Source organism: Prevotella sp. C561, assembly GCF_000224595.1.
Taxonomy (GTDB): Bacteria; Bacteroidota; Bacteroidia; order Bacteroidales; family Bacteroidaceae; genus Prevotella; species Prevotella jejuni.
The window spans coordinates 58,278-72,535 of sequence record NZ_JH114141.1 but is presented as its reverse complement, the minus strand read 5'-3'; the positions used below and the strand labels follow the sequence as shown (position 1 = coordinate 72,535).

Genomic DNA, 14,258 nt, shown 5'->3' with positions numbered 1-14,258 from the left:
GTAAGGGGAATTATCCCTTTGAGCGTTTCCTTATCCCATTCTTAGTTCACAGCGCATGCCTTTCTTTACTTTCTCTCCTGGTGCAAGACTCTGTTGGATAACGCGACCTCTACCAATGATGATTGCTTTTATCCCATGTGTCTCCATCAGATAAACAGCATCACGAGCTCCCATACCATGTACGTCTGGTACAAGGTGGGCTTTTGATAGGTTCTCCTTTTGGAAGGATAGCGTCTTACTATTCGTTATTGTCTTTCCCCAAATAGGATTTCCGAAGGGTAGAGAACCGTTCCATCCGTTTGTAATGTTAAAGCCAAGCGCATTTAACACGTAGTCGGTCGCTAATAGATTACCTGTCTTTGCGGTTGGGATGAGGATAGATTCCTTGTCACGTGCGTCTGTTACGTTTAGTTTCAGACTCTGTGCCATAATGCCTTCAGCAATATGATGGAACACAACTCCACTCATTCCACCTCCCGAAGCAGGCAGACCTGTCTTCTGAATGCAGACGATACAGCTGTATCGAGGGTTATTTGCAGGGAAGAAACCTGCAAAGCTCAGCAGGTAGTTGGTACCTCCCGTCTTATAGCCTAAGGCACCTTTTGACATCTGGGCAGTACCCGTCTTACCCGCAACAAGGAACTTGTCTGAACCAGCTTTCTTACCCAAACCTTCTGATACTACCTCCGTCAATATTCGGGTAATCTGTTTTATCGTACTTTCCTTTGCTATATGCTCTTTTAACACCTTTGGCGGATTGTCATAGATGACCTCGCCATTCTTCACAATCTGCTTTACAAAGCGTGGTTGCATCAGCTTTCCTCCGTTAGCGATAGCGTTATAGAAGGCTATAGTTGATATTGGAGGTATCTGTGTCTCGTAGCCGATACTCATCCATGGAAGGGCCGTAGCACTCCAGTTGACATATTGGCCACGGCTGTTCTTACGTGGCATACGAATCCTTGCAGGGGAATATCCGACAATAGGAATATGGAAGTCTGTAGCAAGTCCAAGGTCGTAGATGCCTTGAACAAACTTCTCTGGGTTCTTGTGATAGTGCAAGTCGATGATACGACTGACACCAATATTAGAACTGTACTTCAATGTCCATGGCAGTGTCAGTGTGCCGTAACCACCACGTGTCCAGTTATGGTCTTTCATATCTCGGCCATACATGTTCCAAACACCAGGTCCTGTCTGAACGGTGTACATCGTGTCTACCACTCCATCATCAAGTGCTGTCATGATGGAAGCAGTCTTGAATACAGAGCCAGGTTCCAACAAGTCGCTTACAGCATGGTTCTTAACCTCTCTATATTCACCGTCGCTACATTTGTCGAGATTGACGATTGCTTTCACATCACCCGTCGCTACCTCCATCACAATGGCAACACCTACGTTGCCATTAATCTCTTTCAGCTCGTCAATCAACGCACGTTCGGCTAAGTCCTGCATACTGACATCAATGGTCGTGATGATGTCGGCACCGTCAACAGGGGGGGTGTCAGTGATATTAAGGAATCTATTGCGCACCTTACGACGGTGAATGATACCATTCGTACCACGAAGGATAGAGTCGTAAGAAAGCTCCAGACCGCAGCGAGCCGTATCTTTCGCACCGAACATATCGCCAATGGTACGTTGAGCAAGGGAGCCAAACGGACGACGACGGGCATTGAACTTATCCCAGTGGAATCCGCTCTTATTCTTATTTTCATTCTTGAAGATAGGAAGAGATTGTATCTCTTTAAAGGTGTTATAGTCGATACGCTCGTTCCATATAGGCCAATGCTTACTTACCTTATGATATCCTTCCATGAGATACTGCTTGAAGTATGAGGCCGATTTCTCAGGGAAGATGTTGTTCAATCCTTTACTTATATAGTTGATGCTATCGATGAAAGCGGTGTCATTTCCTGCTACTTTCAGAGCGTTAAAGTCCATGTAAACCTTAAACTCAGGTATTGAGCTTGCCATGAGTTGCCCATTGCAACTGAGGATATTACCCCTGGTAGGCTTGATCGAAACGCTGTCTTTCTTCTGAGAAGCAGCCACTTCCATCCAGTAAGACCTTCCTGCTGTCATAGTGTAGATAGTCTTACCGATAACAGCTACAGCGATAAGCGACATGATGATGGCTATGACGCTGTAACGAGGCATTATTTTACTATTATCAAACTTACTCATATCTTATTTCTCGGGTACATCTATAATATAAGGTGGACGGTCTGACATCTTTAGGACACTGTCCTTTCTTGTCTTCAAGATTTCAAGTATATGGCTCTCACGTGTCTTCTCAGTGAGTTGACTACTACTTGATAGTGCACGATATTTAGCATCGTCCAGTTCATTCCTTAACTTATCAATATCAATAAGATACTTCTGTACACTATATCGATTTGATATATAGACGATGGTAAAGAAGACGATGGTGATAATCAACCAGATGTTATTACGAAGGAGCCGTGCCGAGAGAATATCACCACCTAATATCTTTCTCAAGGTAAAGTTAGAAGATTGCGGTTGCTCATCTTCACGTGCTTGCTCTTCTATAGCAGCTTTAATCTTTTCAACCTCCTCCTTTTCTTCTTTCTCCTTCTCTTCTTCTTCTGTTAGTGGTGTTACAGCTTCATTGTTGGCAGAGGCCTGTGTTGTCTCCTCTACAGCTTCTGTCTTGATGAGTGGCTCCGTAGTGTTTGGCTCATTCTCAGCGAAGAGTGTTATCTCTTCTGTGAGGGCTTGCTCCGTTGCCATTGGCTTCTTCTTGTCGTTCTCGTCATTCATTTGCTTTCTTTTCTGCTATTCTTAGTTTTGCACTTCGGCTTCGTGGGTTTCTTTCTTGTTCGTCGTTACTTGCTGTGATAACTTTGTTATTGACCAATCGGAAGGGTGTCTCTATTCGTCCGAAGAAGTCTTGCTTCACTTTACCCTCGATGTTACCCGACTTCATAATGTTCTTCACCATTCTATCTTCTAATGAGTGGTAGGTGATAACAGAGAGTCTACCGCCAGGACGAAGCAACTCGGTTGCTGCTGTAAGCATCTCTTTCAGAGCGTCCATCTCGTGGTTTACTTCAATGCGAAGGGCTTGGAACATCTTTGCCATGTCTTTTTTCTCTCGTGCCCGTTGGAAGAAAGGTTCGATGGTCGTCAGTAGATCATTCGTCGTCTTGTATGTTTTCTTTTCTCTTGCTTTAACGATGGCTGAGGCGATACGGCGTGACTGTTTCAGTTCTCCGTAGAGATAGAGTAGGTCTGCCAATCGTTCTTCGTCATAGTCGTTAAGGATGTCGGCTGCTGTCAGTCCTGCTCTTTTGTTCATTCTCATGTCAAGCGGGGCCTCGAAGCGGAAGGAGAAGCCACGAGTCTCATCATCGAAATGATGACTGCTGACGCCAAGGTCGGCAAGGAGTCCGTCTAAATGGTCTATCTCATAATACCGCATCCAGTTCTTCAAATATCTGAAATTAGAGCGAACAAACGTGAAACGGTTCACTTGCTCATCGCTTAGTCCCATGCTGTCAATGTTCTGCTCGGCATCAGCATCTTGGTCGAAGCTATAGAGATGACAGCCTTCTCCTAAGCGAGAAAGAATCTCTCGGCTATGACCTCCACCTCCGAAGGTTACATCCACATAGACTCCATTCGCATGAAGGTTCAGTCCTTCAATGCTTTCGTTGAGGAGTACGGGAATATGATAACATTCTGCAGTCTTAATCATGCTGTTGATTCTTGTGTTGTTGATTACTTGTTGTCCTGTGATGGAGTGTCAATCCAGAAGGTTCCTTCCATACCCATGGTTTCTTCCATGGCTTTGCTAAATTCTTCAGCCGACATGAAAGGCTCGTTGTCAGCTTTGTTTGCCCATATCTCAATGCAATCGTCCATCCCTGTAAATCTAATCTGCTGGTCAATATTGGCCATCTTCAGATATCGCTTTGGAATTAGAAAACGACCGTTACCATCCAATGTAATCATCTCAACATCGGTGACGTATTGGCGATAAATCATTTGGTCGCGACGGCTCCAACGGCTTAGACGGTTGCGAAGTGCATCCATTCGTTTGTTCCATACCGACTCGGGGTAGAGAACCAGACAGGGTTCGAAGATATCTTTGCGCAATACCAACGACTCTTCGCCAGATGCGTTAAGCACCTTGCGAAAGACTGCTGGCAGGAAAGCCCGCCCTTTTGCGTCTGTTTTTGCTTCGATATTTCCTAAAAATCTCATGCCTGTCTTTTTATAAAGCTGTATTTGGCTTCAAAGTTACACATTTTTCCCCACATATCCCCACTGTACTCCACAATATTTTAGGAACGCTCTTAATTTTTATTATATTAACGCTTCAAGAGGCATTATTTCCCTCATGAGTATCATTCAAGAGCATGCGCTTGAGTCTTACTGTTGGTTGAGTGGACAATGTCGGTTGTTTACTTGTTTGAAATATATTTACAGTTAAACCGTGTAAAAGTCTTTCTTTGAGGGCAGAAAAGCTGGTTATGGATGTTGGTGTAAGTATCATGTATTCAAACATTTGCGAGGTGGCAATGAAGAAGACGCCTAATAAGTTTCAAGAAGAGCGTTAGAAAGCTTCAAGAAGGGCGTCTTCTATAGGCTTGAAGGGTCTTGTCTGTAACGTTGTTGGGCGTAGTCTATTTTTAAGAGGGTGAAATTTTATTACAAAACAGAGGGTTGTGGCAATCTTTATCAAGGCTTCTCTCCGAAGAAAATTATCTATTTTAGGAAGCGTTGAAGTCGTTTTCTTGCTAATATTATGCCTTTGTTTCGTTGTGTGTCAGTAAAGTGGGGGATATGAGAAAGCGTGGGGCATAATCGGGAACTTGACTTTTAAGGAGTACTCCCAACCGAGTTAATGACATGATTTTTTTATGTTTAAGCCTATATTTTTCGCAAAAAAAGCAGGCTATTCCAAATCGTTTCGTTATTTTTGCACTTTGTTAGGAGAGAATTGAACACATGAGTGAAGAAATAGAGAAGACGATAGACATTGACAAGATTCTAAGAGATAAGATGGGAGCGAAGGCTAAATTCGTTCCGTCTTTTGCTGTCAATTGGCTAAAACGTATCCTCCATGAAGACGAGGTGAACCAGTTTCTTTGGGAAAGTCGTGGCTTGACAGGTACGGAGTGGCTCACGGAGTGTGTGCGTTATCTTGATATGACGCTACAAATCGAAGGGTTAGAAAATCTCCCAAAGAAGGACGATTGTAAGCTCTATACCTTTGTCTCAAATCATCCCCTTGGTGGGCAGGATGGTGTAGCACTTGGTTCTATTATCGGGAAACACTATGATGGAAAGTTCCGCTACCTGGTTAACGATTTATTACTTAATCTCCCTGGATTGAAACCAGTAAGTATTGGTATCAACAAGACGGGAAAGCAGAGTCGTGATTTCCCTCGAATGGTTGAGGCTGGATTTCAAAGTGACAACCATATCTTGATGTTCCCAGCTGGACTGAATAGTCGTAAGATTAATGGAAAGATACATGATTTAGAGTGGAAGAAAACTTTTATCACGAAGAGTGTGGAGTATCAGCGTGATGTAGTCCCTATCTTCTTTGGTGGACGCAATTCAGATCGGTTCTATCGCATCGCTCATTTCAGTGATAAATACGTCAAGAAGGTGAATATTGCCATGCTTTTCCTTGTCGATGAAATGTATAGAAATGTTGGTAAGACATTCCGAGTAGCGATAGGAAAGCCTATCCCTTGGCAGACTTTCGATAAGAGTCGTACACCGATGGAATGGGCAAAATATGTCGAAGACATAGTTTACGAGCTATAATCATTAGCTTTAGTGGAGACAAGGTGAAGTGATTTACCACTCGATAAGATATAGAGAAAGAAAAGATTTATTAGAATATATGGAAGAAGAAATCATCCAACCCATCAGCAAGGAACTACTCAAGGGCGAGTTGACTCCTGACCGGATGCTTCGTACGACAAACAAGAGTCACAATGAGATTTATGTTGTGACTGCTAAAACAGCTCCTAACGTGATGAAGGAGATTGGACGTTTGCGTGAGATAGCTTTCCGTTCAGCGGGTGGAGGAACGGGAAAATCGATGGATATCGATGAGTTCGACACGATGGAGAATTGTTGTAGGCAGTTGATTGTTTGGAATCCTGAGGCCGAGGAGATTATCGGTGGGTATCGTTATATCTTTGGTAGCGAGTGGAAGATAGACCAGAACGGACAACCAAAGGTGGCAACAAGTCACATGTTCCATTTCTCTGATAAGTTTATGAAGGAGTATGCTCCTTATACCGTTGAGCTTGGACGTTCGTTTGTCTCATTAGATTACCAGAACGTTCGTAAGAATTCTAAGAGCATCTTTGCACTGGATAACCTCTGGGATGGGCTGGGAGCGTTAACGGTATTGTACCCTGAATGTAAATACTTCTTCGGTAAGATGACGATGTATCCTTCGTATATCCGACGTGGAAGGGATATGATTCTCTATTTCTTAAAGAAATATTTTGATGATAAGGATGACCTTATAATACCGATAAAACCGCTGAAAATTGATACTCCAATGACGGAGTTGGATGCTCTCTTTCAAGGTGAGAATTTCAAAGAAGACTATAAGATACTAAATCATGAGGTGCGTGAGTTGGGATATAATATCCCTCCTTTGGTAAATGCCTATATGAACCTTTCTCCTACCATGAAGCTTTTTGGCACTGCTATCAACTATGGCTTTGGTGATGTAGAGGAGACAGGAATACTCATTGCCATTGATGAGATTTTCGAAGAGAAGCGTATTCGGCATATAGAAAGCTTTGTTGACGAGCATCCTGAGGCTTTGAAGTTTACGAGCGGGGCTAATAATGTTATCTATAAAGAGAAGGAATAACATAAAGGTAAGAATATATAGAAATAAAAGAAAGGCAGGTAATCCGTTAATTTTGGGATTACCTGCCTTTCTTCTATTACTTTCTTCGCCCTTTACTGTGTCTAAGTAAAAATGCGAAGAAAGTATTAATTGTCGATGAAATCGCTATCTTTTATCTGATAAAGAGTAGTTCACGATATTTTGGAAGTGTCCAAAGTTCGTCGCTGACCACCAACTCTAATTTGTCAATCTGATATCGGATGGCTTCCATCTTGGGTGCGATAGTGTCATGATAAGCAATAGCTTTCTCACGTTGACTTTCTATCTTGTTAGCTTGTTTACGTGCGTTGACAAGTTCCTCCACGCCAGACTCGATGATAGTTGTGCGTTCAGCAATCTCACGAATAATCTTTATATTTCGTTCGCTGAGCTGTTTACCCTCTACATCTCCGAAGATGTTGACCATATTCTGCACATTCTTAGCTAACTGACTCTGGTAGTGTGTGGCCACGGGGATGATATGGTTCATTGCCAAATCGCCCATTACACGTGCTTCAATTTGGATTTTCTTTGTGTAAGTCTCCCATTTCACCTCGTTACGAGCCTCTAACTCGTTACGCTTCATGACGTTCATAGACTCGAACATCTTGATAGAAGCGTCGTCAAGGTAGCGGTCGAAACACTTAGGGCAGCTTGACTCACAATCGAGACCACGTCTGCGTGCTTCTTCTTTCCATGCGTCAGAATATCCGTTTCCATCGAAATGGATAGGCTTGCAGGCCTTGATATCCTCACGAACGATGTCAATGATAGCTGATGTCAAGTCTTCTCCCTTTTCTACCAAAGCATCTACTCGCTCGGAGAAGTTCTGTAAAGCCTCTGCAATAGCCGTGTTGAGTACGATCATGGCAGATGCACAGTTGGCTTCAGAACCAACGGCACGGAACTCAAAGCGGTTACCAGTGAAGGCAAATGGAGAGGTCCTGTTACGGTCGGTGTTGTCGATGAGCAACTCTGGAATCTCTGGGATATCCATTTGCATACCAGTCTTTCCACTTAGGTTAAAGATGTTCTCCTTGTCAGCCTTCTCTATGTGGTCGAGGAGGTCGCTAATCTGTCGTCCGAGGAAAGAGGAGATGATGGCAGGTGGTGCTTCGTTTGCTCCAAGGCGGTGATCGTTGGTTGCACTCATCACAGAAGCCTTCAAGAGGCCATTGTGTTTGTAGACTGCCATGAGCGTCTCTACGATGAATACAACAAAGCGGAGGTTGTCTTTGTGGGTTTTCCCTGCTGCATGGAGGAGGATACCATTGTCGGTACTTAGGCTCCAGTTGTTATGTTTACCAGAACCATTGACTCCTGCAAATGGTTTCTCATGGAGGAGAACACGGAAGCTATGCTTATGTGCAACCTTCTTCATGAGTGACATCAAGAGCATATTATGGTCTACGGCAAGGTTGCACTCCTCAAAGATAGGTGCTAACTCAAACTGACCAGGTGCAACCTCATTGTGGCGAGTCTTACAAGGGATACCTAATTCGAGTGCTTGTATCTCAAGGTCTTTCATGAAGGCTTGCACACGCTCTGGGATTGTTCCGAAGTAATGGTCGTCCATCTGTTGGTTTTTTGCAGAGTCATGACCCATCAGTGTGCGACCTGTAAGCATAAGGTCAGGACGAGCAAAGTAGAGGTCCTCGTCTACAAGGAAATATTCTTGTTCCCACCCAAGATTTGTGTGAACTTGTTTTACGTCTTGATAAAAGTATTGGCAAACTTTGGTTGCTGTCACATTTACAGCATGGAGTGATTTTAATAATGGTGCTTTGTAATCAAGTGATTCCCCAGTATAAGATATAAATATTGTCGGGATACATAGTGTGTCTTCGATGATAAATACCGGACTTGTAGGGTCCCAAGCAGAATAGCCTCGTGCTTCAAAGGTGTTGCGGATACCTCCGTTAGGGAAAGAACTGGCATCAGGCTCCTGTTGAACAAGTAGTTTTCCTGAGAACTCCTCCATCATACCGCCTTTTCCGTCATGTTCAATGAAAGCATCATGTTTCTCTGCAGTACCTTCTGTTAGGGGCTGGAACCAGTGTGTGTAGTGTGTTGCTCCGTGCTCTTCAGCCCATTTCTTCATTCCCTGTGCTACTGCGTTAGCGATAGAACGGTCTAATCGTGTCCCGTTATCGATAACATCTATGAGCTTATAATAAATGTCAACGGGTAGATACTTATACATTTTTGCACGATTGAAGACGTATTTACCATAGAAATCTTCTGGACGTTCTTTCGGTGTCTTAATCTCTAAGGGGCGTTTCTTGAATGCTTCTTCGATAGCTCCAAATCTTAAATTTGCCATATTCTTTGTCTTAAAATGAAACTTGTCTGTGCAAAATTAACTATTTTCGAGTTATCCTGCAAAGTATTTAAGAATATTATTATTTGTGTGTCAAAGCCTATATTTCAACGCTTAAATTGTTTGTTAAGAATTATGTTATCTGTTTACGATATATAGTAATAGGGTGCTTAATGCTGTCTACGTTCCTATTTAATAATGTGAATGAGCCGTTGGGAAACACTACGTTATGGTGATGATGCGGATGAAGGGAGTGAGAGCAACATGAAGAAAGCGGTATTCTCTATTTATGTCTAATAGGTGAGTAGGGCATAAAGGCTAACGACTCGCATACTATCGTATATATGTGCTAATGCCATGTTGGGTAATTAAGATGAAAGTTAGATATTGGATAGGTGTAACTTTCGGGCATAAAAAAGTGCATATCTGCTCACGCAGACATACACTCAGCCACTTAACTAAATAACTCAAAAAATTATTTGACTCAAAAAAATCATTAGGCTATCTTCTCACGAGGACTGTCCTAACTACTTTAATTTGACTATTAACTTACTAATAACTATTTAAACGTAATTTGATTGCTACTCAAGAAATATCTTTAATTGACTTCGCAAAGGTAGTTATTTTTTTGGAATAACAAAGGACATGCAAACGATTTATATTTGTTATAAGCCTATTTTTTTATTATAACTATAGATTTTACTGTAATTATCCTCTATTTTCGGCCTTTTCATCGATAAATGTTGCCCTTTGAGAAGTATGTCTTGTTATTGGCCTTTTTCCCCAGAAAGTTTCTTTCTATAAACTGTTGGAGCCACTCCGAACCGCTTTTTGAAGGCTTTACTCATTGCAGCGAGGTCGCTATAGCCACATTCGTAGGCTATCTCGGAGATGTTTTTGTTGTTGTCTTTAAGTAATTCGCGGCACTGAAGCATACGGCATTCACTCTGCCATGAGAGGAAGGTCTTACCTGCAAACTCATATATATAATAGGAGAGGGCCATGGTAGGAATACCTATGGAAGCTGCTGTCTTCTCCATCGTGAGCTCGGTGTTGGATAATGGGAACGGGTCTTGGTCTAACCATTGGTCAATCTTCTCTTTGATTGTTTTACCCCGGTTATAGCTGTGAGACTCTAATTTCTTGATGTGCTTATGTAGGTTTACATAGAATCGAGTGATGGCTATGACGGTGAAGATAATCCCTATCTTTAAGATAGCATGGAATGTTATTGTAGGGATAAATTGTCCTATGGTTATAGTAACTAAGAGGATTCCCGTCCCTAAATACAGTGTGTTGCGTCGGGCAACACCTCTAATATCGCCTTTATCCTCTATGATCTGTTGCTTGTATTTTATCTGTCGAAGTAGGATTTCAACTATCATTAGTAGCATACAGAATATGATACCAGCCACAAAAGCAATTCGCATATATGCTTCCATCGGTATTGCTTGATTGAGAGCTTGCACCACTTGGTCATAGTTCTGGAAATGATAGATATGACCATTCGCCGCATATATCATCTGAGGAATCAGAAGAGACAAGGGCAGAAGGTTATAGAACAATAAGGCATACTTGTTAGCATAGATCTTGCCATTACTGAATGTCGTACAAGTAATGAGGAAGGATTCCCAAAGAAGATACAAGGAAAGGATTGATGGAACGCATAGTATCTCCGTTTCATCGTTTCTGCTTCTAAAGAAATGGCAGCATAGATATAATAATAACAGGCAGTAGTCTGCTATAATTACTCTACGTTTGAAGGTGAGTGGACCGCTTGGCGACCTCCAATACATTAATGTAATGATGATAAAGCATATAGCTGTCGCAGCGATAGCCACTAATGATGTTGCATAACTTAAAATCATGATATGTCTGTGTTGTTGTCTAATACAAAGATAATAAATTTATCTCGTAATCTTTGTTTCTTAGTCTTCTTTTTGGAAAGATTAAGGAGATAACATATCTTCTGTTATCAGACAACTTCGTTTGTAAGGTTGATAAAGCCCCTGAGGGGAGGTGATATTGTCAATACTAATAGATGAGCGCTATGCTCGAGAACGATAGGCCCTCTCAGGGTACGGTTGTTTTGATGACTAAGTTTATATCGTTGTAGGTGATGTCCGAAGGGCATTGTTCTTTAATCGGTTTGATGCCGTTCTCTCTTCCTACTGCTTTTGCGATACGTTTGATGATATTAATTTTCTTTTCCTCTATGAAATCTTCAAGTTTTATATCTCCATTGTTGATGTAAGGAACGAGGTGTCCTTGAATGGTTCCTTCGGTTAGCCCACGTTCCTTAGCAATCTCTTCGATGCTTTTACCTGCTTTATAGAGGATGTAAGACTGCTCGTATGTGCTAATCTTCTTAGCTGCTGGGCTGTTATTTGTTTCTCTTCTCTTTCTTCTTTTTCTCTCGGTTTCATCGCCAATACTGTTGAGAATAGCCTCTTGCTTCCTTGTCAGATAGTTTGTTATGGTGAAATCTTCTTCCATCATGCTCTCTAATAGGTCCTGCTTGGCGTCGTATGTCTGTTTAAGTTCCGTGTAAGTACTATCAAAGCGTTTAGCCCCAACCTTATTATTCGTTTCTACCTCCTTCGTTAACGCTATGGTCTTGCTGAATATCTCAGTCAATTCACTATGGAAATAGAGAGCTCCCTTCTTTATTCTCTCCTTGAAGTCTTCTCTCTGAAGTTGCTCGGTAGTCATAGACTTGATAGTTTTCTCCCATTTCATCGCTACTCCGATAACTCTGTTCTCTAAGTCAGACAACGCCATCTTGTGGAGCGCATTTATCTTAGTGTACTTAAAGAAGAACTCTGTAAGGACTCGGAAGAGGGCGGCCTCATATATTTTAAGGTCGTTGAAATTAAACATCTCAATGAGTAGCTGGCGATAATATTCCTCTTTGAGCGTTGGTAATACGGAGATACTCTTCTGTGCCTCTTCTGTTTGATGAGAGATGTAATCGCTCACTCTGCTATCGTTAATGATAGCCGCATTGCCGATAGGAGAGGCTAAGACTAAACCTTCTAACGACTTACAACGACTCAGTGCGACATAGACCTGTCCCGAAGCAAAGGATGCCTGTGCGTCTATGATAGCATGTTCAAAGGTTAATCCTTGACTTTTATGTATGGTTATGGCCCATGCCAAGCGGAGTGGATATTGTTTGAACGTTCCTTGCACCTCAGCTTCTATCTGTTTAGTCTTTTCATTCAAGGTGTATTTGGTGTTCTCCCAGGTTTCTGCTTCAACATCAAAGGACTCTTCGTCACCAGGACAAAGAACGCTGATTTTCTCATTGTCTACGTAGGTGACGTGTCCAATGCGTCCGTTATAGTATCTTCCAATGTTATCATTACGGATAAACATCACCTGTGCCCCAACCTTTAATGTTAGGTTGAAGTCTGTCGGATAGTTATATTCTGGAAAGTTTCCCTCTGTCTCTGCACTGAAGATATAGGCCCTTGTCGGAAGATTTCTTAATTGGTCTTCGTTATAGCTTTCGGCCATCCTGTTGTGTGTCGTCAGTCGGATATAGTCACTCCCTTGCTTCGGTTGGAAAGTGGGGTCGTAACGTTGGTTGAGTCTTTGGAGGTCGTTCTCCGATACGTTACCCTCCCTTATATTATTAAGTAAGGTGATAAAGGTCTCGTCTTGCTGTCGATACACATGGGTAAGTTCAATTGTAACATAGTTAATACTACGCAAAGCTTTTGAACCGAAGAAGTAAGGAGTATCGTAGTAACGTTGTAGTAATTCTTCCTCTGTGGGCGTCACGACAGGCGTGAGTTGTTGTAAGTCGCCTATCATGAGGAGTTGCACACCCCCAAAAGATTTGTTTGGTTCACGGAAACGGCGCAGCACGGAGTCGATGGCATCGAGTACGTCGGCCCTTACCATACTTATCTCGTCTATGATAAGTAGGTCGAGCGTACGCATAATCTTGCGTTTCTCTTTGCTATAATCAAATCGATTCTTGATATTTGCATTAGGAACAAAAGGCGAGAGGGGGAGTTGGAAGAAGGAATGGATGGTCATACCGCCTGCATTCATTGCAGCCACACCAGTGGGGGCAACGATGACGTTTCGTTTGTTGCTGTGTTCTTTAAGTGCGCGAAGGAATGTGGTTTTGCCCGTACCAGCCTTTCCCGTTAGAAAAATACTAATTCCGGTGTGTTCTACAAAGTCCCATGCATTGCGTAATTCTTGGTTTTTCTCCATTCTCTTGTGCCTTTTTTGTTTGCGGCAGGCAAAGTTAGCTTAATTATTTGAGAAAAGCAAGTGTTGTCACTTTGATTTATGTCAATCGGCTTGATACAGCATAATAAAAGGCCAAAAAGGCAACGTTCTTCTGCGTATCTTTTGTTGGATAGTGTTTTTCTGCCTAACTTTGCACTCGTAATTAAAGGATAACATATTTATGAATTGGGGGAAAACGTTCCCCATTAAAGGTAGAAAGATTATGGTTTCATTAGTAATTTCAGCTGTTGTAGTAGCAGCATTAGTAGCAAAGGCAGTTAGTGTTAACAATCACATCGCTGCCTAATTAAAAAGGTAATTTAGAAATTTGAGAGTATTTACAAGGTCCCGACTCCGTTTATGACGTGGTCGGGATTTCTGTTTCTATTTACTTTTATGAGGTTGCCTTGTTGTTATTCCTTATATAAAGAAAGGTGGAGCTGACCTCCCTTTTGCAATTAAAGGCAAACTTTGGTAGAGCTGTAACTGTAAAGGGGATATGCTGAACATGGAACAAGAAAAGAGAATGGTTTTTGTATTTTTTTGCTAATTTCTTGTTTGTTTCATATATTCTCACTACCTTTGCGGCCAGTTAAATTAAAATTAACTCGTAATAACGATGAGAGTCATAAAGAATATTAATTCAGCAAATATTTGCACTTTATTAGGAAATAAAGGCGCAGACAGGCTTTGTGCTGTGTTAGATTCTTTAACGAAGAAAGACGAAAAAAAATATCGCAAATTATTTGGTAGTTCCAAATAATTTTATACTCTCTCTCTCTCTCTCTCTCTCTC

The 14,258-nt window shown here is 42.0% G+C and carries 9 protein-coding genes; 2 read left to right on the top strand and 7 right to left on the bottom strand.

The window, feature by feature from the left end:
- Positions 1-30: 30 nt before the first annotated feature.
- Genes HMPREF0666_RS03225 through mraZ form a run of 4 tightly spaced genes read right to left on the bottom strand, consistent with a single transcriptional unit; the run spans position 31 to position 4,230 of the window.
- Positions 31-2,187, bottom strand: a complete 2,157-nt coding sequence (locus HMPREF0666_RS03225) for a penicillin-binding protein (protein WP_009010884.1) — start codon at positions 2,185-2,187, stop codon at positions 31-33.
- A 3-nt stretch (positions 2,188-2,190) separates the two neighbouring features.
- The gene (locus tag HMPREF0666_RS03220; RefSeq protein WP_009010883.1) at positions 2,191-2,784 is read right to left on the bottom strand and encodes an FtsL-like putative cell division protein; all 594 of its coding nucleotides are present in this window, start codon (positions 2,782-2,784) and stop codon (positions 2,191-2,193) included.
- Positions 2,777-3,721 (bottom strand): 16S rRNA (cytosine(1402)-N(4))-methyltransferase RsmH, encoded by a 945-nt coding sequence (rsmH, locus tag HMPREF0666_RS03215; RefSeq protein ID WP_009010882.1) that lies wholly within the window; start codon positions 3,719-3,721, stop codon positions 2,777-2,779. The genes HMPREF0666_RS03220 and rsmH overlap by 8 nt, the downstream gene beginning before the upstream one ends.
- Positions 3,722-3,744: 23 nt before the next feature.
- Entirely contained in the window at positions 3,745-4,230 is a 486-nt protein-coding gene (gene mraZ / locus HMPREF0666_RS03210; protein WP_009010881.1) for a division/cell wall cluster transcriptional repressor MraZ, read from the bottom strand.
- Between the two features lie 747 nt (positions 4,231-4,977).
- On the opposite strand from mraZ, the gene HMPREF0666_RS03205 reads away from it, so the two are divergent.
- Together HMPREF0666_RS03205 and HMPREF0666_RS03200 are read left to right on the top strand one after the other, a co-directional pair.
- A complete protein-coding gene (locus tag HMPREF0666_RS03205; RefSeq protein ID WP_009010880.1) occupies positions 4,978-5,805 on the top strand; it encodes a glycerol acyltransferase in 828 nt (275 codons plus the stop codon).
- Between the two features lie 79 nt (positions 5,806-5,884).
- Entirely contained in the window at positions 5,885-6,877 is a 993-nt protein-coding gene (locus HMPREF0666_RS03200; RefSeq protein WP_009010879.1) for a GNAT family N-acetyltransferase, read from the top strand.
- Positions 6,878-7,028: 151 nt separating this feature from the next.
- On the opposite strand, the gene HMPREF0666_RS03195 is transcribed toward HMPREF0666_RS03200, so the two are convergent.
- The 3 genes from HMPREF0666_RS03195 to HMPREF0666_RS03185 form a co-directional block, all read right to left on the bottom strand.
- On the bottom strand, positions 7,029-9,218 hold the full coding sequence (locus HMPREF0666_RS03195; RefSeq protein ID WP_009010878.1) for a glutamine synthetase III: 2,190 nt from the start codon (positions 9,216-9,218) through the stop codon (positions 7,029-7,031).
- Positions 9,219-9,982: 764 nt separating this feature from the next.
- Entirely contained in the window at positions 9,983-11,083 is a 1,101-nt protein-coding gene (locus HMPREF0666_RS03190) for an AraC family transcriptional regulator (protein ID WP_009010877.1), read from the bottom strand.
- A gap of 205 nt (positions 11,084-11,288) precedes the next feature.
- Entirely contained in the window at positions 11,289-13,445 is a 2,157-nt protein-coding gene (locus tag HMPREF0666_RS03185) for a helix-turn-helix domain-containing protein (RefSeq protein WP_009010876.1), read from the bottom strand.
- Between the last annotated feature and the right edge of the window lie 813 nt (positions 13,446-14,258).